At 60.4% G+C, this 24,004-nt stretch carries 20 protein-coding genes; 7 read left to right on the plus strand and 13 right to left on the minus strand.

Features of this window, described 5'->3' with window-relative positions; translation table 11 throughout:
* Positions 1–12: 12 nt before the first annotated feature.
* From STHERM_RS07830 to pcnB, 5 genes are all read right to left on the minus strand, one after another.
* A complete protein-coding gene (locus STHERM_RS07830; RefSeq protein WP_158304551.1) occupies positions 13–1,062 on the minus strand; it encodes an MraY family glycosyltransferase in 1,050 nt (349 codons plus the stop codon).
* A gap of 53 nt (positions 1,063–1,115) precedes the next feature.
* Positions 1,116–2,621 (minus strand): hypothetical protein, encoded by a 1,506-nt coding sequence (locus STHERM_RS07835; RefSeq protein WP_013314356.1) that lies wholly within the window; start codon positions 2,619–2,621, stop codon positions 1,116–1,118.
* Positions 2,622–2,739: 118 nt separating this feature from the next.
* Positions 2,740–3,030 carry a DUF86 domain-containing protein gene (locus tag STHERM_RS07840; protein WP_237223231.1) on the minus strand — a complete coding sequence of 97 codons (291 nt, stop codon included), beginning with the start codon at positions 3,028–3,030 and terminating at the stop codon, positions 2,740–2,742.
* 17 nt (positions 3,031–3,047) lie between these two features.
* Positions 3,048–3,407, minus strand: coding sequence for a nucleotidyltransferase family protein (locus STHERM_RS07845; RefSeq protein WP_013314357.1), 360 nt, complete (start codon positions 3,405–3,407; stop codon positions 3,048–3,050).
* Between the two features lie 27 nt (positions 3,408–3,434).
* Positions 3,435–4,502: a polynucleotide adenylyltransferase PcnB gene (pcnB, locus tag STHERM_RS07850; RefSeq protein WP_237223233.1), complete on the minus strand. Its 1,068-nt coding sequence runs from the start codon at positions 4,500–4,502 to the stop codon at positions 3,435–3,437.
* A gap of 121 nt (positions 4,503–4,623) precedes the next feature.
* On the opposite strand from pcnB, the gene hisS reads away from it, so the two are divergent.
* The gene (gene hisS, locus STHERM_RS07855; protein ID WP_013314359.1) at positions 4,624–5,937 is read left to right on the plus strand and encodes a histidine--tRNA ligase; all 1,314 of its coding nucleotides are present in this window, start codon (positions 4,624–4,626) and stop codon (positions 5,935–5,937) included.
* 51 nt (positions 5,938–5,988) lie between these two features.
* Positions 5,989–8,502, plus strand: coding sequence for a helicase-related protein (locus STHERM_RS07860; protein WP_013314360.1), 2,514 nt, complete (start codon positions 5,989–5,991; stop codon positions 8,500–8,502).
* Here STHERM_RS07860 and aroB read toward each other — a convergent pair whose 3' ends face one another.
* Complete coding sequence (aroB, locus tag STHERM_RS07865; protein WP_013314361.1) at positions 8,503–9,546, minus strand: 3-dehydroquinate synthase; 1,044 nt, start codon at positions 9,544–9,546, stop codon at positions 8,503–8,505.
* 113 nt (positions 9,547–9,659) lie between these two features.
* Complete coding sequence (locus tag STHERM_RS11885) at positions 9,660–11,594, minus strand: glycosyl hydrolase family 18 protein (protein ID WP_013314362.1); 1,935 nt, start codon at positions 11,592–11,594, stop codon at positions 9,660–9,662.
* 420 nt (positions 11,595–12,014) lie between these two features.
* On the opposite strand from STHERM_RS11885, the gene STHERM_RS07875 reads away from it, so the two are divergent.
* Positions 12,015–12,320: an RNA recognition motif domain-containing protein gene (locus STHERM_RS07875; RefSeq protein ID WP_013314363.1), complete on the plus strand. Its 306-nt coding sequence runs from the start codon at positions 12,015–12,017 to the stop codon at positions 12,318–12,320.
* 124 nt (positions 12,321–12,444) lie between these two features.
* On the plus strand, positions 12,445–13,917 hold the full coding sequence (locus tag STHERM_RS07880) for a polysaccharide biosynthesis/export family protein (RefSeq protein WP_013314364.1): 1,473 nt from the start codon (positions 12,445–12,447) through the stop codon (positions 13,915–13,917).
* Between the two features lie 103 nt (positions 13,918–14,020).
* Here the strand turns inward: STHERM_RS07880 and STHERM_RS07885 are convergent, their stop codons facing one another.
* Positions 14,021–14,341, minus strand: coding sequence for an ArsR/SmtB family transcription factor (locus tag STHERM_RS07885; RefSeq protein WP_013314365.1), 321 nt, complete (start codon positions 14,339–14,341; stop codon positions 14,021–14,023).
* A 348-nt stretch (positions 14,342–14,689) separates the two neighbouring features.
* Here STHERM_RS07885 and STHERM_RS07890 point away from each other — a divergent pair, with 348 nt between their 5' ends.
* On the plus strand, positions 14,690–15,844 hold the full coding sequence (locus STHERM_RS07890; protein ID WP_013314366.1) for a cysteine desulfurase family protein: 1,155 nt from the start codon (positions 14,690–14,692) through the stop codon (positions 15,842–15,844).
* Between the two features lie 94 nt (positions 15,845–15,938).
* Positions 15,939–17,120 (plus strand): tRNA uracil 4-sulfurtransferase ThiI, encoded by a 1,182-nt coding sequence (gene thiI, locus STHERM_RS07895; RefSeq protein ID WP_013314367.1) that lies wholly within the window; start codon positions 15,939–15,941, stop codon positions 17,118–17,120.
* 42 nt (positions 17,121–17,162) lie between these two features.
* Here the strand turns inward: thiI and STHERM_RS07900 are convergent, their stop codons facing one another.
* The 5 genes from STHERM_RS07900 to ileS all read right to left on the minus strand — a co-directional run bounded on the left by STHERM_RS07900 (position 17,163) and on the right by ileS (position 22,940).
* A complete protein-coding gene (locus STHERM_RS07900; RefSeq protein WP_041623454.1) occupies positions 17,163–17,396 on the minus strand; it encodes an FmdB family zinc ribbon protein in 234 nt (77 codons plus the stop codon).
* 101 nt (positions 17,397–17,497) lie between these two features.
* Positions 17,498–18,283, minus strand: a complete 786-nt coding sequence (gene hisF / locus STHERM_RS07905) for an imidazole glycerol phosphate synthase subunit HisF (protein ID WP_013314368.1) — start codon at positions 18,281–18,283, stop codon at positions 17,498–17,500.
* 9 nt (positions 18,284–18,292) lie between these two features.
* The gene (gene hisH, locus STHERM_RS07910; RefSeq protein WP_013314369.1) at positions 18,293–18,907 is read right to left on the minus strand and encodes an imidazole glycerol phosphate synthase subunit HisH; all 615 of its coding nucleotides are present in this window, start codon (positions 18,905–18,907) and stop codon (positions 18,293–18,295) included.
* A gap of 65 nt (positions 18,908–18,972) precedes the next feature.
* Positions 18,973–19,791: a hypothetical protein gene (locus STHERM_RS11890; RefSeq protein WP_013314370.1), complete on the minus strand. Its 819-nt coding sequence runs from the start codon at positions 19,789–19,791 to the stop codon at positions 18,973–18,975.
* 2 nt (positions 19,792–19,793) lie between these two features.
* Complete coding sequence (gene ileS, locus STHERM_RS07920; protein WP_013314371.1) at positions 19,794–22,940, minus strand: isoleucine--tRNA ligase; 3,147 nt, start codon at positions 22,938–22,940, stop codon at positions 19,794–19,796.
* Between the two features lie 147 nt (positions 22,941–23,087).
* On the opposite strand from ileS, the gene STHERM_RS07925 reads away from it, so the two are divergent.
* Complete coding sequence (locus STHERM_RS07925; RefSeq protein ID WP_013314372.1) at positions 23,088–23,897, plus strand: CDP-alcohol phosphatidyltransferase family protein; 810 nt, start codon at positions 23,088–23,090, stop codon at positions 23,895–23,897.
* The last annotated feature ends 107 nt before the right edge of the window (positions 23,898–24,004 follow it).

Raw genomic sequence — 24,004 nt, forward strand, 5'->3', positions numbered from 1 at the left:
CCGCTCCATGAATTACCCTACCTTCCGATGATAGGCCGCTGACACGGCAAAGAACAGAATCATGCCTCCTACACCACCTGCAAGGGCCAGGAACATTCCGAGAAAGCCTCCCTCGAGCCGCCAGTAAAGGGAAATCGCCCCCATCAGTGAGGAATAGGAAACGAGGGTAAGGAGCACCTTCCTGGAGGAAAGTCCCAAGGCGAGGAGTTTGTGATGGATGTGTTCGTTGTCGGGCTCTCCTATGGAAATCCGCTTCCTCGTCCGCCTCAGGATGGCGGCGATGGTATCGAAAATCGGCACACTCAAAAGCAGGATCACAGGGATGAGGGAAAGGGTGGTGATAGAAGGACCGTCGAAGAGAAAGGGTGCGACTGCGAGGCTCATACCGAGGAAGTGGCTTCCCCCATCTCCCATGAAAATCTTCGCAGGAGGAAAGTTGAAGACGAGGAATCCTCCTATGGCGCCAAGGAGTACAAAGAGGAAGGCCGCAAGTGTCATGTCTCCTTCCAGGATACTCACTACCGCGAGGACCAGGGTTGCCATTCCCACCACACTCCCTGCAAGGCCGTCCATTCCATCGATGAGATTCACGGCATTCACGATCGAGACGATCCAGAATATCGAGAGGAGATAGCCCGCCATTCCAAACGGCACAGGGATGTTCCAGAAAGGCACGATGAAGGCCTCGATAGAGTATCCGCCCATGAGGACAACTACAGAGGCAACGAAGATCTGAAGGAGGAGCTTCACCCGGGCTCTCAGAAAAAAGAGATCATCGAGGAGTCCTACCACCCACATGAGGAGGATCCCCACTACCCCAGGGAGGACTGACGGATCGAGAAGCCATAATCGTACCTCCTCTGCCCCCATCCCGAGGAACACGAGGCCGAGGACTAAAGCCCCTGCCATACCCACCCCACCCAAGCGGGAGATCTCCCGGGTGTGGATCTTCCTCTGATCCTTGGGGTCGAAGAGCTTGTGTCTTCGAGAAAACCTGATGACCTGCGGCATCAGGGCGATGCTCGTTATCAGCGAGATGAGTGCTCCCGGTACGATGATCAAAGCAGATCCTCCTTCACCGAGCATCTATACGGTCCTCTTCCTCAGGAAGCTCGCTACCACCTCACCTCCCTCTTCCACGAGATCCCCGCGAACCAGCGCCACTCGGCGCCCGCCACCATGCGGGCCCAGAGGCTGAACTCTCGCCACGAGGCCTGGAGGGTGAGGATGTGGTAGACCTGGTCGGGACCGGGAGAAAGGGCTGAGGGATCGACCTCGGTCGTATCGGTACTCCGCACGCTCTCAGGCCAGCCGTCCCAGAACCACTTCCACCGCACCTCGTCCCCATCCTTCACCGTTCCCTTTATTAACACATTATACTCCAGGCCGCAAGCAATTTCTGCACGATTGAAGGAGCCTCCCACCGAGGCCATGTGGGCATCGGGGCCATAGATGAATCCCAGGGGGTAGTCCACCAGTATCCTGCTCGGGCTGGTGTAGTTGTCGATGTAGAAGTGACGGACGTTCACGTGGAGGTAGGGAAGATAGCTGGTGACGTACATCCACTCGCTGGTGTAGTCGTACTCGGCCCACACCTGCCATCCGGGCCGGGTCCACTCGAGGCCGAGGTTGAAGCCGTAGGCGCCGGGCTTGTAGTCCACCCCGGATTCGGTGAGGGGTACGTCGGCGTCATCGAACGAGGCCTCGCCGTAGAGGGTGAGGGAGTCCCACAGGGTGAGGTCCCCATCGAGGACGAAGACCACGTTGGAGTATCCTTCGCCGTAGGTGTTGTGATAGTACATGAGGGGGCTCACATCGAGGAGATCGGGTGCCTTGCCTCCTATGACGTTGAGCTCGCCTATCCCGAGGCGCCAGAAGGGCCCCAGGAGATCGAGCCTGTGGGCCGCGATGGTCTTGTAGGGTTCGGAGAAGGTTCGTCCCTCCGAGAGGTAGTCGTGGCAATAGGTCTGAATCTCCTTCTCTTCGTTCCCCAGAAGCGGAGAGGAGGAGATGACGTGGAAGGTGTACTGGAAGGAGGGGGTCCGCCACCGTGCGGTGAGGTTGTCCTGGTAGGTGGTGGGGGAGATGGTGAGGGGATACCGGGCCCTGCCCCATTTGAGGGGGAACCTGCCTGCGGCGAGAAAGAAGGGCTCCGAGGCGTAGTAGAGGTAGGCGGTGTGGGGAAAGGTCATGTCGAAGGAGTAGCGGGTGATGTCGAAGATTCCTGTGAGCGAGTCGGTAAGGTAGTTGGTGGAAGGATAGGTGGCACGGGAGAGGTATTCCTTCTGGACGGGGATCTCAATGTAGAGCCCGAAGGGGCCTGCGTGTCCTGAAACCCGAAGCAGGAGGAAGGGGGGGATGTGTTCGGAGAGGTAGAAGAGGTGCTCGGCGGGGTTTACGGGTACGCCTGCGGCCCAGTAATCGCCTCGGACCAGGTCCACCGGCCAGTCGCCCACTCCCACGAAGGGCTGGAACCGAAGGAGAAGGCCGGCCGTACGGGGGAGTCCCGCCCACTCCACCGGGACGGGCGAGGCGAAGGGATGGTCTGCAAGCTGAGCATGGATCGGAAGGGAGACGAGGAGGCTGGAGGCGAGGCACAGGGAAGGGAGAAACGAGCGCATGTTGGTCTCCTCCTGCAACTATAGCAAAGGCCGGAAAGAAAATACAGCATCATAAAACACCTCAATCAAGGTGGGGGCCACTGTGCCCCTCCTTCGAACCGGGGCTCATAGGAACGAGTCAAGGATCAGTCTGATCTGCTCCTTGCTGTGTAATAGTCTTCCATACGAGATGATAATCCACCCCAAAATAGGCATGAATCAGTTTATCCCGCATTCCCGCCATCTCTTTCCAGGGGATATGGGGATATCTCTCTCGAAGCTCAAGAGGTATTTGTTTCGCAGCTTCTCCTATTACCTCGAGTTTTCGAAGAACAGCGCTCGATGTCTTATCGTCAGTCATAAACTCATTGATATCCATTCCTTCGATGAAGGATTCTATACTCTCTATGGCAGCAGAGATATCCTTCATGTAGAGGGTATAATCTCTCATACAAAAACAACGTCCTTACGCACGCTTTCTTGGAGGTTCTCCCTGAGGGCTCTAGAGGATACAAGATCGACAGGACGGTGGAGGTGCCTTTCAAGATACTGTGAAGCCCCCACAAGATCAAAGAGATCTGCCTCTTCCTCGAACTCCACGAGCAAATCAATATCACTCGATTGGCTCTGCTCATCCCTGGCAAAAGATCCGAACAATGCGATGCTCCGGATTCGATAGCGGTCTTCGAGCACAGGTTTAAGGGTTCTCAAGAGACTGATGAGTTCCTGTCGGTTCATCTTCTCATTCTTCATAGGCACGAGTTCCCCCCCCTTGTGCTGTTTCTTCTTCGATCCTTCTTTAAGCATACACCACCTGTCATCCTCTTCGCCACTCTACCCCTCCCCTCTCGCATCCTGTACGGCCGCGTGTCGCACGCAGCGTCGCCTCCGCCGCTTCCGCCGCCTCTTGCGCAGCACCCGCCTGAGGGCCGCATCCACGTCGCGGTTGGGGGGAGTGAAGGGCCTGAGGAACTCCTTGAAGGCCCGGTAGAGCTCCTTGAAGGGGAGCTCCCTCATCCCGTCGCGCTCCACGAAGAGCCTCGCAAAGGGCACGATGAGGGCGTCGCGGTCCACTTCCCCTTCCCGCACCAGCCTGTCGAGCCGTTCGAATTCCTCGCGCCACCGCTCGTGGGGTATCCCCGGCCCGGCAGCACCCAGTACCTCATGCACGTGAGGCAGGAGGTGGTCGAACAGATGGAACCTCTGCAGGGCGTCCCACACCGACGACGCCTCGCCGCAAGCCAGGATTTTGTAGATCTCCTCGGTGAGCCGCGAGGCCGAGACCTCTTCGAGCCGCCAGGCATCGTCCCGTATCTTCCGCACGAGCTCTTTGGGCATCTCGAGCTCCATCCGGGCGTGATACTTCACGGCCCTGAGCATCCGCACCGGATCCTCCTCGAAGATCCGATCGAGCGGGATGATGGGGACGAGCCTTCGTTCCCTCACGTGGGTGAACCCGTCGACGAAATCGAGGATCTCCTCGGAGAAGGGATCGTAGTAGAGGGCGTTCACCGTGAAGTCCCTGCGGAAGGCATCTTCCTCGATGCTGCCGTACGCGTTGGGGTCGTCGGCTCGGGCCGATCGAAACGTGGTCACCTCCACGTACTCCTCCTTCGTCACGTACACGTGGACCAGCCTGAATCTGCGCCCTATCACCCGCGCATAGGGGAAGAGTCGTTTGATCCTCCCCGGGGTGGCGCACGTGACGATGTCGAAGTCCTTCGGGTGTTTTCCCAGGAGGAGATCCCTCACCGCGCCGCCCACCACGTAGGCGGCGTGCCCCGCCTTCCTCAGTCGGCGTATCACCATGAGGGCATGGTGGTCGATCGCCTCTCGCCGTATGCCATGCTCCTCGACCCCGTACACCCTGGCAAACGGGACCGGTGTCCCATCCTCGGTCATTCGATAACGTATCCGCACGTTGCCCAAGCCTTCCCTTTATTCACACAGAAATATATGATACACAAGAGTATCTTCCACATTCTATACGAAAAGATGGGAAAAACACAAGGAGAGGGGATTCATGATACAACCTCGTGTTCTCAAAGGATTTAGAGACTTCCTCCCCGATCTCGAGGCGAGGAAGAAGTCCATCGTCCGCACCCTCGAGGAGGTGTTCACTTCGTTCGGCTACCTTCCCATCGATACCCCGGTACTCGAATACGCGGAGATCCTCCTGGGGAAGTCGGGTGGCGAGACAGAGAAACAGGTGTACCGGTTCACCGACCACGGAGGGAGGGACGTGGCGCTCAGGTTCGATCTGACGGTGCCCTTCGCCCGCTTCATGGCCCAACACATGGCCGAGCTCTACCTCCCCTTCAGGAGGTACCACATCGCCAAGGTGTTCCGTGGAGAGAATACCCAGCGGGGCCGCTACCGGGAGTTCATGCAGTGTGACTTCGACATCGTGGGGCCTGACAGCACGTCGGCCGACCTCGAGGTGCTCCTCATCATGCAGAAGGCCCTCGCTTCGCTGGGGATGGAGCGGTTCACCATCCACCTCTCCCACCGCGGGGTGCTCCAGGACTTCCTCGCCCGGCTCGGGGTGTCTGAACCGGTGGAGGTGTTGCGCACCGTGGACAAGATCCGCAAGATCGGCCGGGAGAAGGTGCGGGAGACGCTCGCACAGCTTTCCGACGAGGAACGGGCCGGCCGTATCCTCGACTTCATCGCCCCAGGTTCGGAGCCGGAGGAGGCGCTCTCCCGCATGGAGGAGGGGGTGGGTGCCGACAACCCACACCTCGCGAGGCTCAAGGAGATCTGGGCGGTCATAGGGGAGTTGGGGCTCGCCGGGTTCTTCACCATCGATCCCTCCATCACCAGGGGGCTCGACTACTACACGGGGGTGGTGTTCGAAACCTTTCTTTCGGATCTGCCCGACATAGGTTCGGTGTGCTCCGGCGGACGGTACGACAACCTGGTGGGGCTCTACAGCACGCAGAGCATGAGCGGGGTGGGGGCGTCTATCGGGCTCGACCGGCTCATGGCGGCCATGCAAGAGCTGGGCATGCTCGAGGCGATCCCCACCATGGCGCCCGAGGTGCTGGTGGTGTGCATGGAGGAACGGTTCCTCGCCCACTACCACGGGGTGGCCGCAGCCCTGCGGGCCCGCGGTGTACGGACCGAGGTATACCCACAGGCACGCAAGCTGGGTCAGCAGTTCTCGTATGCCGAGAAGAAGGGGATACCGTTCGCCCTCATCATGGGTGAAGACGAGATCGCCGCCGGCACCATGGCACTGAAGGATCTCGTCGCCCGCACCCAGCGCGTGGTACAGGGCCTCGAGGAGGTGGTGGACGCGGTGGAGTACCGACGTGAGGGTGTGCATCCGTCCTGAATATGTGTATGTTTGTCACAAGAATTTTCGATCATGGAGTAACATGTGTCTATGGATCCCAAAAAGCTGCCGGTATATCAGCAAAAGGACAAGATTCTCGAAGCACTGCAGACGCACCAGGTGATCGTGGTCGAGAGCCCGACGGGTTCTGGAAAGACGACGCAGCTTCCCATCATCCTCCATGAGGCGGGGTACACCCACGAGGGGATGGTGGGTATCACGCAACCTCGACGGATCGCCGCCGTATCGGTGAGCGACTTCATCGCCAAGGAGCTCGGCACGAGTGTCCCCGGCCTGGTGGGCTACAAGATGCGGTTCGAGGACATGACCACCCCGTCCACACGCATCAAGGTGATGACCGACGGTATCCTGCTCCAGGAGCTCAAAGGGGACTACGAGCTCTCACAGTATTCGGTCCTCATCGTGGACGAGGCCCATGAGCGGAGTCTCAACATAGACTTCATCCTGGGACTCCTCAAACAGATCGTGCAGGTACGGCCCGAGTTCAGGGTCATCATCTCCTCGGCCACCCTCAACACCCGGATCTTCTCCGAATACTTCTGGGACTGCCCCATCATCTCCATAGATACCCGCACCTATCCGGTGGAGGTCGTCTACGATCCCCCCGATCCCAACCTGGGCGAAGATGCGGTGTACGACAAGATCGTAGAGATCGTGGAAAAGGTGGTGGTGAAAGAGGAGCGGGAAGGGGATATCCTCATCTTCCAGCCGGGGGAGGCCGACATAAAGGCGACCATCGGGGCACTCCTCTCCACCCCTTTCGCCCACAGGCTCTACGTCCTCCCTCTCTATGCGCGACTCAGCAAGGAGGAACAGGAGGCGGTCTTCCCTCCCGCCCCTCCGGGCAGGACGAAGGTGGTGGTGGCCACCAATATCGCGGAGACGAGCGTGACCATCGACGGGATCACCACGGTGATCGATCCGGGTACGGCCAAGATCAACTACTACAACCCCAAGACCTTCACCTCCTCCCTGATACAGATGCCCATCTCCAAGGCGTCGGCCGAGCAGCGACGCGGGAGGGCCGGGCGTACACGGCCGGGGGTGTGCTACCGCCTCTATACGGAGGAGGACTTCCAGAACCGGCCCGCCTTCACCGTGGAGGAGATCTACCGCACCGACCTCTCCGAGGTGGTGCTCCGCATGGCCGACCTGGGGATACGCGACTTCGCCTCGTTCGACTTCATCTCCCCGCCGGAGCGCGCCGGCATCATCTCTGCAGTGGAGACCCTCCACCTCCTCGACGCCCTCGACGAGGGGAACAACCTCACCCCCATCGGCCAGATGATGGTGGAGTTTCCCCTCCTGCCACGGCACTCGCGCATGATCCTGGAGGCGGCCTACCGGTATCCCGAGGTGATGCGTGAGGTGCTCATCGCCGCGTCGTTCCTCACCACCAAGAATCCCTTCCTCCTCCCCCAGGACGAGGAACTGGAGGCCCGGAGCGCCCACCACAGCTTCAGGGACAAGCTGGGTGACTTCGTCTCGTATCTCAAGCTCTTCCGCGCCTACCAGGCGGCGCGGGACAAGGAGCGGTTCTGCCGGCGCTACTACCTCGACGAGCGGGTGATGGACGAGATCCTCAACATAGAGGGTCAGCTCGAGCAGATCGTGGTGGACCTGGGGCTCCCCCTTCAGGAAGGAGGCCCCCTCAAGCACTACCTGTGCGCCGTGGCGCGTGGTCACATCCAATTCGTGTGCATCCGTTCGGGGAAGAACACGTACCGCACGCTCACCGCCGACAAGATAGAGATACACCCCGGGTCGGTCATGTACCGGGAGCGGCCGGACTACATCGTAGCCGGCGAGATCGTGCGGACGAGCAAGACCTTTGCCCGGTCGGTCTCCCCCCTCAAGGAGGAGTGGCTCGACGAGATCGCCCTGGGACTCGCCCAGAAGCTCGCCGAAAAGGCGAAGAAGAAGGCACTGAAAACCGAGAAGGGAAGGAGGAGAAAGGCCGAGCAGGAGATCACCCTGGGACGCCATACCTTTCCCCTCGCCACGTCCAAGAGCAAGAAGAAGATGGTGATCCTCCCCTGGAAAGAACTCAGGGAGGCCGTGGTTCGGGAGGGGGCCGTGCTCCCGCACTTCTATCGTGATCTCAAGGGCAAGATCCTCTACCAGAACTACGAGATCATGTCGGGTGAAAAGCTGGAAGAGCTCGTGGAGGTCGCGCGGCTCGTGCGCCTCCCACACGATTTCACCGAGCGCTGGCCCCGGGGGAAGAACTTCTCCGTGCCCCGTATGCTGAACGACCTGGTGAAGCACCTTCCCCTCGTGCTCAAGGTGGCGCCGGTGAAGAAGCAGGGCAAGCGCCTCGGCTTCCTCGCCCTCAGGACCGACGGGATAGGGACCTTCTGGTTCTCTGCGATGCGGAACTACCTCATGGCGGCAGAAGAAAGCCTCGCAGCCCTGGAGTACCTCATCGACCAGCTCGCCTCGGTAGAGGACCCGGCGATACACGAGACCGTGAACAGGATATACCGCAAGCTCTCGAAGGCCGTACTCCTGGAAGAGGAACCGGTGGAGGGGGAGGAGGAGTAGTCACTCCACGAACTGCTTCACCACGTCTGTGAGGAGGGTCTCCTCCGGGTCCACCAGGAGGGTGTCTCCCATTCCACGCTGGACCACACACCGGATCTTCCCTCGCTGCTTCTTCTTGTCCATGCGCATGGCCTCGAGAAGAGCGGGAGGGGAGATCCCTCCGCCCACAGTGGAGGGATACCCATAGGCATCGAGGAGGGCCGTGATCCTCTCCGCATAGGCCGCATCGGTGAGGCCGAGCCTCCTCCCCAGATCCAGGGCACAGCGGATACCCCAGGCCACCGCCTCGCCGTGCGTGAAACGGGAGAAACCGGTGACCGACTCGAGGGCATGTCCAAAGGTGTGCCCAAGGTTGAGGAATGCCCGCATCCCCCCTTCTCTGAAGTCCGCCTCCACCACCCTGGCCTTCACCCTCAGGGCCCGCTCCACCATCTCCTGCACGAGCGTCTTCTCCCGAAGGAGTATCCGATCCCGCTCCTCCTCCAGGAGGCCGAAGAGCCGTTCGTCGCCCAGCATGGCGCTCTTTATCACCTCTGCGAGTCCGCTCCGGTACTCCCGCTCGGGCAGACTCGCCACGAAGGGCACCGCAAGGCGCACTTCCCGCGCGGGATAGAAGGTGCCCACCATGTTCTTGTAGGAAAGGAAATCTATGCCTGTCTTCCCGCCGAGAGCCGCATCCACCATGGCGAGCAAGGTGGTGGGGACGAGGACCACCTCTATCCCTCGCATGTAGAGCGAAGCGGCAAAGGCGGTCACGTCGGTGACCGCACCTCCCCCCACCCCGAGGAAGGCCGCATCCCTGCCGAAGCCTCGGGAGAATCCTTCCTCGAGGATGCGCTCCACGCTCTCCCAACGCTTCCCCTGCTCCCCGGGGGGAAGGATCACCTGCGGATACCTGAGGGTGGGAGGGAGGAGCGCCGCCACATGCTCGTCGGTCACGAGGAGCACGTCCTTGTCTTCGAACCCCGAAAAGACCTCATCGAGTGAGCTCCGTACCACCGTGGTGGTGAACTCCCCAAGCCGAACCGAGAATAGCCGTTCCATGGCCTCGAGTATACCAGGAGGGGAGATTCCTCTCAATGACGGCTGTGACATAGAGATATAAAAAAGTGCAGGCTGGAGATCCAACCTGCACCTGTGGGCAAGGCCGATCGCGGTTACTCCGCCTGCCAGAGGGCAGGGGCATTGGGCGGCTCCCAGCCGGGGAGCGAGGTGTGTGCCTGGAGGCACCGGTACACCACCCCACCGTAGCTCACCCTGTCTCCCACCGCATACGCGGTGTACGCCTGCCACTCGGCCGGCCCTCCGCTCGGCGTGGGAGTCGGCGAGGCCGTCGGCGTGGGCGTCATGGTCGACGTGGGAGTGGGTGTCGCAGTGGGCGTGGGTGTCGGTGTGGGCGTGGGCGTGGGACTCGGCGTCGCCCCCTCAGCTGGACCCAGGTCCTTCCACACACCCCACTCACCAGTCGTCCCGGGCTCCTCCCCTTTCGTCCACCACCGCGCCTCCCAGTTATGGCCGTTCCAGTACACCCTGTCACCGCCCACGTACACCTGGGACGGATCCCACACCGGATACGCGGTCCCCGTAGGTGTCGGGGTGGGCGTCACGGTCGGCGTGGGAGTGGGACTCGGTGTAGAGGTAGGAGTGGACGTAGGTGTAGGCGTCGGTGTCGGGCTAGGTGTCGCCGTAGGAGTGGGTGAGGGCGTGGGTGTAGTGCTAGGCGTAGGCGTGGGGGATGGAACACTATCACCACCAAACAGCTCATAAATAGCCTTGGTAAGCTCCGCTCCCTTTTCTCCATTTGCTACATTCGGATAGTCACCCGTAATATCCCAGATAAGGAATCCTCCATACCCATTCTGCTTCAGATAGTTGGCCTTAATGGTGATGCTCTCAAGATCTTCGAATGTCCACATATACCCTGTAGAGGGGTTGTAAAGCCATGGAACCTTCGCCGTATCATCCCAGTAGCGGATAAATCCATCTGCCCCCTGTCCCCACGCTCGAGTCTGATAGTAAGGAGCGGTATGGCCATCCCATGCCCCTGTATCAGCCGCACCCTGAGCCTGAGCAAAAAGACCATTGATCCCGGTATTTGGATCTACTCCTTTCCATCCACGAGAATAATAGGGGAGCCCTACCACTAACTTCTCTTTAGGCACACTGTACTGCCCACTGAAGTACTTCACCACCCAATCTATGTTATAGGTGTCACGATACTCTGAAGGATCATTGGGATTAGGATAGAGGGGAGACTGATGATTCGTCACGTTCTCCCATCCACCATGGAAGTCATATGTCATAAGTCCAATGTAGTCGACATACTGGTGGTACACATTCGGTTCTGTCATATCGATCTTGTCTTTTCCGGCACCCACTGCCACAGTGAGGAGATAATGCTTACCATCCTGCTGACCAGCCTGATCCAAGGCAGCTCGGAGTTCCTTCAGGAGAAGAGTGAAGTTCCGCTTATCTTCCTCAGGAGTACCATAGACTGGATTGCCTTGATCTCCGGGAGGACTATTAGAAGGCGCTCTGTAGACACCAGGCCATTCCCAGTCGATATCGATGCCATCATAGCCATACGTCCTCAAGTACTCGATACAGCTCTGGATAAAACTCGCTCGACCTTCTGGGGTGTAGGCCATCTCAGAGAAATAACCGCTTCTAGACCATCCACCCACTGAGAACAGGAGCTTCACGTTCGGATTTCGAAGATCTCGCTGGTACTTGAGCTCCCTTATGTTCCCCATCCGTTCGGTCTGATCCCACGTACCATACGCCTTCTGAAGACTTGCCCATGAATCAATAATACCCAACTGGAACTGGTTAGTACCCACCTTCTTTATTTCGAGAAAGGCGTAGTTGAGGTGGGTGATGTACTCGAACGGCACGTGCTCCGGATAGTAGTAGTTGTGCCCCGCATAGATACCCCACTCGGGGAAGTACACCACGATGTGGTAGGGGAGTCCTCCGGCCGCGGCGCGAGCCGACTCTCCTCCTTCCCTTTCCGAAGGCCCCAGTGGAACGAGGCAGCCCCCGATCAAGAGAAGCCCCCCTGCGAGGAGGACGCACAAGAACGATCTTTTCATGGCATCACCTCCATGGTAACGATATACAGACAGCATACCACAGAGTATTTACTTAGTCAAATTTTTTTATTTTAATTTAATTATTGCTATATTATAAGATATAGAGAAAAAGTAAGTTTTATGAATTAACTAATTGCCATGACTGTGTGTTTCTTCAATACGATTCCACTCCATGCCGGTACGACATCACCCCGGCACCCATCCCGGAAAGCACCTCTCAGCATGCAACCCTTGGAAAATGTCAGGATATTTCACACATCCGCTTGACATTCGTCGCCCGAAGGGATATCTTACACGTGAGTAACAGGAATGGCAGAACGTCAGGCTCACAAGAACCTTTCTCTCTGAATCCTTCCCGATGCTCCTCTATCGTAGATAGAGTTACTGTTCACTCCCTTCGGGGAAAGAGGATTTTTTTGTATGTCTTTCAAGATTTACGCGGGTAATCTCAATTACCAGACCACAGAGGACACGCTCCGCCAGCTCTTCGAGCAGTACGGAGAGGTCGAGTCGGTGAAGATCATCACCGATCGTGATTCGGGCTTTTCCAAAGGCTTCGGTTTTGTGGAAATGGCGAGCGAAGAGGCGGGCGAAGCTGCTATCAGCGCGCTCAACCAGCATGAGGTCGATGGCAGACAGCTGAGGGTCAACAAGGCCCATGAGCGAGGAGGCCGATCCTCATTCGGAGGCGATCGCTCACGTGGCTCTTCATATCGTTACTACTAATAAAGAAAACGACGATCCAGAGCACAGGAGACCGGGTCATCCCGGTCTCTTTTTTTCGTTCCCCATTCCCGGATGCCAGGGAGTACCGGTTGACCCCCTGCGGACGCTCTGCTAGGATGCCTGCATGAAGAAAACCCTGTTTTTTCTTGCAGTACTGGTGGTTGCAGGAAACATCACCCTTTCCGGACTCGACAAAGAAGAGATCGCGCAGAAGATACAGCACATACCCGACTATGAACCCGTGCCGGGTGATGTCTATACCCTCACCCTGGGCCTGGGGGGGCTCATCAACGGTGGAGAGGTGAAAACCATCCAGATCCCCCTCCAGCAGGACTACACCATGGAAGTGCCCTTCCTGGGGACCATCAACGCCCGTGGGAGGACCTTCCAGGATCTCCGGAAGGCGGTGCTTCAAGGAATAAAAAACCGAGTCTCACTCCAGTACGTGGACTTCACCCTCACCGTGCCTGCGGTCTTCGATCTGGTCGTATACGGTGCGGTGCAGACTCCCGGCAAGACGACGGCATACTCCCTCATGACCCTCTACGAGGCCCTCGGAGCAGCGGGGGGCCCCAGGGAGGAAGCGAGCCTGAGGCATGTGCAGCTCGAACGAAAGGGTACCGTGACCTCATACGACCTTCTCGCCTTTCTCGCCTTCGGGGACGAGACCCAGAACCCCCGTCTCAAGCCCGGGGACAAGATCCACGTGCCGGTGGCGGAACAGGGAGTAAAGATACAGGGCGCGGTCCTCAATCCCGGCTCGTTTGAGCTCGTGGAGGGGGATACGCTCGCGACCATGCTCTCCTTTGCAGGGGGTGTACTTCCCACTGCCTCACCCGATGTCATGGTGCTCAGACTCGACGAGGGAGGCCAGTACCGCACCCTCACGACATCCCTCGATGAGGCGGACCGCTTCGTGCTTCAGAACGGTGACATCATATCGATCTCCTCCCGGCTCGAACAGGCGGGTTCCGTCGTGGTGGAAGGGGCATTCTTTGGAACGAGCGCGGAAAAACCCGAGGCGCGTGCCATCCCCGAGACCCCCGTCAGGGTGAGTATCCCCTATCACGAGGGCATGAGTGTCTTGGAGGTCCTCAAACTGGTAGGAGGACCCACGCCGTACGCCGCCGCCGAGAAGGCGCGTATCATCAGGAAAGACGGATCCAGCCTCGTCCTGCCCCACCTCTCCGCACTCTGGGAGACCGGTGATACGGGCATGGATGTGCCTCTCAAGCCGGGGGACTACTTCGTGGTGCCCATGAAGCCGCTCAAGGTCTTCGTGGGGGGCAACGTGAACAGCCCCGGGTCCTTCCCCTTCGCGGCGGGGTACACGGTGGGAGAGTACCTCGCTCTCGCCCACGGCCTCGACCCAAAGACCGGGAGTCCTGATGCCCTCTACTTCGTCTCCGCCGACGGTACGGCCACCAAGGTGGACCTCACCACGGTGGTGGAGGAACCGGGCACGGTGATCTACGCAGGCAACAATGCCTGGAAGTACGCCACGGACACCATGGCGGATGTCTCGGTGGTGGTGGGCTTCTTCAACACCCTGGTGAACTTCGGGATAAACGTACTCAATCTGATCGAAAGGTTCTAAACAGATAAAGCCGATGTGAGAGGGCCCTCTTCTTGGAGAAGAGAGGGCCTTCCTCATCTACTCCTGTTCGTCGAGTCCCCCAACACCCCTCAGCCGCGGGAGGTCATGGAGATGTCTCCCTCTCTCGACTCAGGATGAGGGAGAGGAGTTCCTTCACAAAAGGGTCGACCAGTGAATAGGTACGTTTGTTGCCTTTCACATCGGCCCGGACTATGCCGTGTTCCTTCAGCACCGCCAGATGCTGCGACACCACCGGCTGAGGTTGCTCGAGACAAGTCCACAGATCGGAGACACAGGGTTCCTCCCCTGTGGCGATGAGGCACAACAACTTGAGGCGTACGGGATGCCCGCAGGCCTTCAACTTCCTCGCGTACTGTTCCACGAGCTCTTCCTTGAAACAGAGCAACTTTCCCTTCTCGTCCATGATCCGCTCCACATGATTACCGCATTAAGAAATAGCACTCGGCCTATGACTGAGACGCATCTCCAGGATACACAATTTCTCCAAAAATTGCAAATGTTTTTTCGAACAAGAATGGCCAAAAGGAGATTCCGTCCACGGATCCGCATGAACCATATTCCTAATATACCGACATCACGGTCAAACGTACAACGGGCAGGGTAATCGAATCTTTTCTCTTGATTGGATCCCGGAACCAGAGGAACCCTTCCGGATTCCCCCCTCGTTCCCGGCGCCCGTCCGCCACGGACGTTCCCCGCATGAGCGGTTCGCCTTGAAGGAGGAGGACCTTTGCGGTATAGTTGAGCCGCTATGAGGGTGTACCTGGACTGGGCCGCCACTTCCCCACCCGATCCCGAGATCCTCGACCTGCAACGTCGGGTTGCGGAAGACCTGTTCGCCAATCCCTCCTCCCTCCACACCATGGGCCGCAAGGCCCAGGAGGCGCTCCACGAGGCACGGGAGAAAACGGCCACGGCCCTCGGGACCAAGGCGGAACGCATATACTTCACCTCCGGGGCGACGGAGTCGAACAACATCGTCTTCACGTCGCTGCTGCTCAGGCGGAGAGAGGGCCATGTGGTGACCTCCGCCGTCGAGCACTCCTCGGCCTGGGAGCCGGCACTCCTCCTCAAGCGCCTGGGTTACGAGGTGACGAGCGTGCGGCCCCGACCGGACGGGATACTCAACCCCGAGGATGTCGTGGAAGCGGTGAGACCCGACACCCTCCTCGTGAGCGTGATGCTGGTGAACAACGAGACGGGGGCCATCCAGCCGGTGGGAGAAATCGCGGAGGCGGTGCGGGAGCGGGCCGGAAGACGAGTCCACATCCACTCCGATGTGGTGCAGGCGGTGGGTAAGATACCGGTAGACCTCGAGGCATTGGGAGTGGATTCGGCCTCGGTGAGCATGCACAAGTTCAGAGGGCCGCGGGGGGTGGGGATACTCTACCTCGCCCGACAGATAGAGGTGCTCTACGCGGGCGGTGGTCAGGAGTGGGGGATGCGGCCGGGCACAGAGAACCTGCCCGGCATCGTGGCGGGTGCGGAAGCCCTCAGTCGGGCGGTACGCCGACGTGAGGAAGGGGCGGAACAGGCCTCCCGCCTCATGGGCCGCCTCATCGAGGGCCTGTGCGGGATGAAGGGGGTGCACATCCTTCCCCGGGACCGGCTCGTCGCCCCCGAACGCTACTCCCCTTTCATCCTCACCGTGAGTTTTCCACCCGTCCCCGGCGAGGTCATACAGCGGGTCCTGAACGATGCCGGATTCGCGGTCTCCACCGGATCGGCCTGTGCCTCTCACAAGGGCAAGGGAAGAAGGGTGCTCGATGCGATGGGTATCCCGGACGGGCTGAGCTTCTCGAGCATACGCATTTCCATCGGCCCCGACACCACGGAGGATGACATCGAGGAGTTCCTGCGATATGCGAGGAAGGAACTCCCACTCCTCATGAAGGTGGCCCGATGATCTCGAGCCGGAGCAGGATCGCCTCCTGCGCATAGGGATTTCGACCCCACGGAAGTCGGTGGAGCCATCAATCTGAGACCGAAAGGAGTACGGGATGAGGAAGGTGTTCATCGTGATGTGCGGCGAACTCACCCTCAAGGGCGAGAACAAGGGTTTCTTCGAGGAGACGCTCAAGAGGAATATACTCCAACGCATCGGCGGAGACGTCCAGATCGAGCACAAACACCAGCGGTTCTACATCGCCTGCAGCCCCGAGCAGGAGAGCAGAGTGAGGGAGGCTCTCGGCTCGACCTTCGGGATCGTGAAATACGCACCCGCCCTCGAGCTTCCCAAGGAGATGGAGGCCATAAAGGAAGCCGCCCTCCTCCTGGCCCGGGAGGCGGTAGAGACCACCGGGACTACCGTCTTCAAGATAGAGGCCAAGCGTACCGACAAGAGCTTCCCCCTCACCTCCTACGACATCGCAAAAGAACTCGGCGCCCTCCTCCTCGAACACGATCCCAGGCTCTCCGTTCGGATGACCCGCCCCGACTGGAGCATCAAGGTGGAGATCAGGGACAAGGCCTACCTCTTCTGGGAAGAAGTGCCCGGTCCCGGGGGGCTGCCGGTGGGATCGAGCGGGACCGGCATGCTCCTCCTCTCGGGCGGCATCGATTCCCCGGTGGCCGGCTATCTCATGGCAAAACGAGGGCTTGCACTCCACGCCGCCTACTTCCACACCTATCCCTACACCTCGGACGACGCCCGCAAGAAGGTGGAAACCCTCGCCGCCATCCTGAGCCGGTGGACGGGGCGGGTTGACCTCCACGTGGTACCCTTCACCGAGGCCCAGATCCACATCAATCGGCATGCCCGGAAGAACGAGATCACCCTCCACATGCGGGCCGCCATGGTCCGCATCGCCACCATCCTCGCCGGACGCGTGGGTGCATCCTGCCTCATCACGGGAGAAAGTCTGGGACAGGTTGCGAGTCAGACCGCGGAGAGCATGAGGTTCACCCAGCACACCACCGATCTGCCCGTCTTCCGCCCCCTCGTGGGGATGGACAAGCAGGAGATCATCGCCCTCGCGCGGCGAATCGGAACCTTCGAGACATCCATCCTCCCCTATGCGGACTGCTGCACGCTCTTCTCTCCGGAACATCCTCTCATCCGGCCTCACTTCGAACCGATGAGAGCGGCCTACCAGGCACTCGAGCTCGAACCGCACCTGGAGGAGGCCGCCGAGAGATCGGAACACCTCGTCTTCACACAAGGAGAACCTGAAAAGACATAAAAAAACCGGGCCTTCGGCCCGATTCACATATGAGCGAGCTCATCATGCTGCAGAGTCCGACGACTTTTTCTCTTTCTTCTCGGAGGATGACGAATTTTTCTTCGAGTCCGTCACATAGAACCCGCTCCCCTTGAAGATCACACCGGTTCCACCGCTTATGAGCCGCCTCACGGTATTCCCGCACTCAGGGCATTCTCGTATCGGCTCTTCCGAAATCGACTGAAACGCCTCGAACACATGTCCGCAACTCGTACACTCGTATTCGTACGTGGGCATAGCACCCTCCTTCTCACTTCATACTCGTCGTCTAGGTGGGAATCATCACGAACCACGCTTTGTAGGGAATATACTATAGGGGAAAACCTATGACAAGAGGGTCAGGCTTCCGAAGGGATGCCGTCCATCCGGACAGGAATCCCCTCAGAGGCGAGGTATCGCTTGATCCCGGGAATGGTGTACGCTCCGTAGTGTACCATCGAGGCAATGAGGGCAGCATCCGCCTTCCCTTGGATGAAGACATCCCTGAGGTGTTCGGGACGCCCGGCTCCTCCCGAGGCCACCACCGGGATATCCACCGCCTCCGAGATCATGCGCGTCACCGTGAGCTCATACCCCTCCTGCGTCCCATCGGCATCGATGGAGTTGAGCACGATCTCACCCGCCCCCAACCGTTCGGCCCTCTTCGCCCACTCGAGGGCATCGAGATCGGTGGGGGTCCTTCCTCCGTCGATCACCACGCGATACCCCGAGGGCATCGAGGGGTCCTTGAGCACGTCCATCCCCAGTACCACGCACTGGCTCCCGAAGAGGCCGGCGCCTTCCTCTATGACGGCAGGATTGCGCACCGCCTGGCTGTTCACGCTCACCTTCTCCGCCCCGGCGAGAAGCACCGCCCTCATGTCCTCCACCGAGCCGATCCCGCCCCCCACGGCAAAGGGGATGAAGATCTGTTCGGCCACGCGCGCCACCACCTCGGTCATGATCTTCCGCCGCTCGGCGGAGGCGGTGATGTCGTAGAAGACGAGTTCGTCGACCCCCTGCTCGTAGTAGCGCTTCGCCATCTCCACCGGATCCCCTATGTCCACGTTCCCCTTGAACTTCACCCCCTTCGTGGTCTTACCATCCTTCACATCGAGGCACACGATGATGCGCTTCTTGAACATATCCGCCCCCTAGAGACTGAAAAAGTTCTCGAGGAGCCTGAGCCCGTAGGGACCCGACTTCTCAGGGTGAAACTGCACGGCGAAGAGATTATCCTTTGCGAACGCCGAGGCGAAGCGCACGCCGTACTCCGTGGTGGCCACGATGGATTCCTTCTCCTCCGGCACGGGATAGTAGGAATGCACGAAATAGAACGAGGCACCGGAGGGGATCCCCTCGAAGAGCGGATGCGGTTTCACGTGTTCCACCCCGTTCCAACCCATGTGCGGCACCTTGAGCCCGGGTAGGGAGGGGAATCGCACCACGCGCCCCCTGAGGAAGCCTAGCGTATCGGTCTCCCGCTCTTCGGAGAACTCGAGCACCAGCTGGCACCCTATGCAGATTCCCAGGAAGGGAACCCCCTGCTCCACCACCTCCCGCAACGCCTCATCCAGCCCCCGCTCCCCCAACACCCCCATACACGCCCTCGCCTCCCCCACCCCCGGCACCACCACTCGGCCCGCGCGCCGCACCACCTCCGGATCCCCGCTCACCACGTACCGCACGCCCAGAGCCGAGAGGGCCGTCTCCACCGACCTCAGGTTTCCGGCCTCGTAATCCACCACCACCACGTCGACATCCCGCATAGGACATACCTCCTCGTACATCACGTACTCCCGCGGGGCGTGCGCCCCACGGCCCCACGGCCCCACTACTCCCCCAAGCCGAACCACGCCTCCAACGCCCGCTCCAGCTCCCCCTGCGACACCACCGGCAACCGCACCCCCAACGCCTCCCCCTCCTCCGTGAACTCCAACGCGTTCCACGTATCGAGAAAATCCCGCTCGAAGACCGCCGCGAACATCCCGGGAAGCACCAGGCGGAGGAGCGTACGCACACCCCGTAGCGACACCCCCTCCCCGTACTCCCACCGCATCCCGTGCTCCCACACACCCTCCTCCTCCACCCCCCACCAGCGCACCCGCTCCATCCCTGCGAGCGTCCCCACCACCGGCACCGCCCCCGCCTCCCACACCACCTCCGCATCCCGTGTCGGCCAGGCGAACACCTCCCGCACCTCACGCCACCTCACCCCCTCCCACCCCTGCTCCGCATACCCCACCGCCGCCCGACCCACCAGCACCACCCCCTCACCGTCCTTCCCCTCGAACCACTCCACCTCACCCACCCCGGGATAGTCCAGCTCCCCCCCTCTCTCCCACCCCTCGACCCCGAGCCCCAACCTCCACAACGTCCCCGGAAACCCTCCCACGCACCACACGAACCACCCCCCATCGCCCCTCACCAGGAACACCTCCCTGCTCCGTCCCAACACCTCCCGCACCACCTCCCCCGCACCCATCCTCTCCACGAACCACCCCGCCAACGCCCTTCCCCCCGGCCTCGTCACATCCACCCTCACCGACGCACCCCCTTCGGGCACGTACACCCGTTCGAGCACCGCAGGCCCGGTGGCACACCCGGCGAAGACCAGCACGAAGAGGAGACCCCAACCTGCCCGCCTGTGCATCCCTACTCCTCCACCCGCTCCACCACGAGCCCGCACTCCGCATCACCGCACGAGACCCGCTCGAGCCCCTGCCCATCATCCCTCGGGACGAGCGCCACCGCGAGGGTCTCGTTCATCACATACTCCTTGAAGGCCTCGATCGCCTCCGCGAGGTCGTCCGGCACCTGGTAGTGGAGCCGGATCCGATCGGTCACCTCGAGCCCCTTCTCCTTCCGGAAGTTCTGCACCACACGCACGAAATCCCGTACCAACCCCTCGCGGACGAGCTCCGCAGAGAGCTCGGTATCGAGCGCCACCGTGAGCGACCCCTCGTTGAGCACCTTCAGCCCCGCCTTCTCGATCCGCTGCACCACGATCCCCTCGCTCGTGAGCTCGAGCCGCTCGCCGTCGAGGTCGAGCACCAAGGTGGCCCCGTCGAGCAACCCCTTTATCTCCTCCATCGAGAGCGCCTCGATACGCCGAGCCGCCTTCTTCATGAGCGGCCCGAGACGCTTTCCGAGCACCGGATAGTTGGGCTTGGCCCGGTATTCCACCACGTCGTCCTCGTTCTCGCGGTAGACCACCTGCTTCACGTTCAGCTCTTCGCGGACGATGTCCTCCATCTCCATGAGGACCCTCCGCTCGTGCTCGTCCCTCGTCACCAGGTAGATCGCCTTGAGCGGCTGACGGGTCTTGATGTTGTGCTCGCTCCGGAGGGCCCTGCCCAGACTCACCGCCCGCCGCACGATCCGCATCTTCTCCTCGAGCACCGTATCCCTGCGCCGCTCGTCCACCTCGGGCCAGTCGCAGAGGTGGACCGAGTCGGGCATCTCCTCGGTGCGGAGGTTCCGGTAGATCTCCTCGGTGATGAACGGGACAATCGGCGCCGCCACCTTCACCAGGGTCATGAGCACGGTCCAGAGCGTGGCATACGCCTCCCGCTTGTCCGCATCGCTCTCCGACTTCCAGAACCGGCGACGCGACCTGCGGATGTACCAGTTGTTGAGGCTGTCGATGAACGCCACGATCGGGTCGATGGCCCGCACCAGATCGTAGCGGTCCATCTCCTCGGTCACCGTGAGCACCAGACGCTGCGCCTCCGAGAGGATCCAGCGATCGAGCGGATGGGCCGGATCCTCCGGCGGAGCGGTGGGCCGGATACCGTCTATGTTCGCGTACGTCACGAAGAACGCATACGCATTCCAGAGAGGGATGAGCACGTTCTTGAGCACCTCGCGCACCCCCTCATCGGAGTAGCGCAGCTCCTCGGCCCGCACCACCGCCGAATGCATGAGGAAGAGCCTGAGCGCATCCGCCCCGAAGGTCTCGATGACATCCTTGGGATCGGTGTAGTTCCGCTCGGACTTGCTCATCTTCTTCCCGTCGGCCGCGAGCACCAGGCCGGTGGTGATGTTATTGAGGAACGGCGGCTTGTCGAAGAGCGCCGTGGAGAGCACGAGGAGGGTGTAGAACCAGCCCCTCGTCTGGTCGATCCCCTCGCAGACGAAGTCGGCCGGGAAGTGGCGTTCGAACTTCTCCTTGTTCTCGAACGGATAGTGATTCTGCGCATACGGCATGGCCCCCGACTCGAACCAGCAGTCGAGCACCTCGGGGATCCTGCGCATGGTCCCCCCGCACGACGGACACGGATAGGTGATCTCGTCCACGAAATGCTTGTGCAGGTCCTCGGGCCACACCCCGCTCTTCTCCTTAAGCTCCTGACGCGAACCGATACACTCGGTGTGACCGCACGCCTCACACCGCCATATCGGGAGCGGATTCCCCCAGTAGCGGTTCCGCGAGATGGCCCAGTCGCGCGCGTTCTCGAGCCACTTGCCGAACCTGCCGTGCTTGATATGGGAGGGCATCCAGTAGATCTTCTCGTTGTTCGCGATCATCCTCTCCTTTATCTTCTCCACGGCGACGAACCACGAGGAGATCGCCCGATAGATGAGCGGCGACTTACACCGCCAGCAGTGCGGGTAGGCGTGGAGGTACTGCTCCCGCTTGACGAGCTTCCCCTCCTCCTTGAGCCGCCGGATGATCTCCTTGTCGGCATCCTTCACGAAGAGCCCCTCGTAGTCGCCCACCTCTCCGGTGAATCGCCCCTCGGCATCCACCGGACAGACCACCGGGAGCCCCGAATCCTTGAGGAGCCGGTAGTCGTCTTCGCCGAACCCGGGCGCGATGTGGACGATGCCGGTGCCCTCCTCCGTGGTCACGAACTCGCCCGTCCAGGTGCGGAAGGCACCCTGACCGGCCAGATCCGCGAAATAGGGGAAGAGCGGCTCGTAGGGGATCCCCACCGCATCCTTGCCCGTGAAGGTCTCCACGATCTCGTACTCGTCCTCGCTCCGGTAGTAGGTCGACAGACGCTCCTTCGCGAGGACGTAGTAGTCCTCACCATCCTTCACCCGCACGTACTCGATATCGGGCCCCAACGCCAGGGCGAGGTTGGAGGGAAGGGTCCAGGGCGTGGTCGTCCAGGCGAGGATGTAGGTATCCTTCCATCCCTTCGGGTTGTCGTCCTTCACGCGGAACCGCACGGTGATGGCGGGATCGTGCACGTCCTGATACCCGCCCAGATTGAGCTCGTGGTTGGAGAGCACGGTGGAACACCGCGGACAATACGGAAGGATGTAGTACCCCTCGTAGAGGAGCCCCTTCTCCCACAGCTGCTTCATCACCCACCAGATCGTCTCCATGTAGTCCGGGTCCATGGTCTTGTAGTCGTTGTCGAAGTCGACCCAGCGGCCCATCCGGGTGACGATCTGGCGCCACTCCTTCACGTACCGCAGCACGATGGAACGACACGCCTCGTTGAAGCGCGCCACGCCGTACTCCTCGATCTGGCGTTTCCCCGAGATCCCCAGCTCCTTCTCCATCTCGTACTCAACAGGGAGACCGTGGCAGTCCCATCCGAAACGACGCTCCACCTTGTAGCCCCGCATCGTCTTGTAACGGGGAAAGATATCCTTCACGGTACCCGGAACGAAGTGCCCGAAGTGGGGAAGCCCTGTGGCGAACGGAGGACCGTCGTAGAACACATACTCCTCCGCCCCCGCACGCCGGGCGATGGACTTCTCGAAGATACCATGCTCCTGCCAGAACGCGAGGATGTCCTCTTCCATCTTGGGGAACGATACTTTGGGATCGACAGGCTTGTACAAGGCGCGCCTCCGTGAGAGTCCAGGATCTTTCTCTGTGGTATCGAAAAGATACCCAATTTTATGGATCCGAAAAAGCCCCTGTCAAGGCGCACCGTTCTCGGGGATCGTTTGTTGACAGCCGGCGGGGCGATGGGTAGAGTAGAACCAATGAAAAAAGAGACGTACATCCCCATCGCCCACATCTGCGGCACGGTGCTCTTCCTGGGCCTCATCCAGTGGTTCGGCATGCTCCTCGTCCTCTGGCTCTACGACATAGGATTCGACGACCGTATCCTCCTCTACTACATCCTCTCGGTGCTCTTCCACCTCATGCTCGCCGGGTTCCTCATCATCCAGCGGAAGGACTTCTACAACCTCTCCCACCGGCGCTTCCTCCTTCGGATCAACATCCCCAACTACCTCAGCCTCTTCCGGATAAGCTCCATGCCCACCCTCGCCATCCTCCTGGTGATCACCTGGGACTACCCCTCCCTCGCCGTGCTGGTGGTGGTCTTCACGGGCCTCGTCTTCCTCTCCGACCTGTTCGACGGTTTCATCGCCCGCAGGACCGGGGAGATCACCAAGATAGGCACCTACCTCGACAGCATGAGCGACTACACCGTGCTCATGGTGATCTCCATCGTGTTCTACACCTACCGGCTCATCCCCATGTGGTTCCTCTGGGTGGTCCTCGTGCGCCTCTTCACCCAGGGCCTCGGGATGGGGATCATCCTCCTCATCAAGGGAAAGGTGAAGGTGGAGACATCGCTCCTCTCCAAGACGAGCATCTTCGCCATCATGGTGGTCTACGGACTCCACATCCTCAACCTCTTCATCACCTCACGAGTTCTCAGCAGGACCATCCTCCCCGCCGTGGACGTGGCCGCGAGCGTCATCCTCGCCGCCTCGCTCGCCGAGAAGCTCGTCAAACTCTGGCAGTACGCCCACGAGGAGGAATCCCACACCGCGGAGACCTAACTCCCTGCTTCCCCTCCATCCATAGCCATTCCGGAATGTGACGTGAACCCTGAAGACGAGGGCCTCCCTCCTGCTCTGCCCGGTCAGGATCCCCCCACAAAAAGAGA

This window comes from Spirochaeta thermophila DSM 6192 (assembly GCF_000147075.1).
In the GTDB taxonomy this organism is placed as follows: Bacteria; Spirochaetota; Spirochaetia; order Winmispirales; family Winmispiraceae; genus Winmispira; species Winmispira thermophila_A.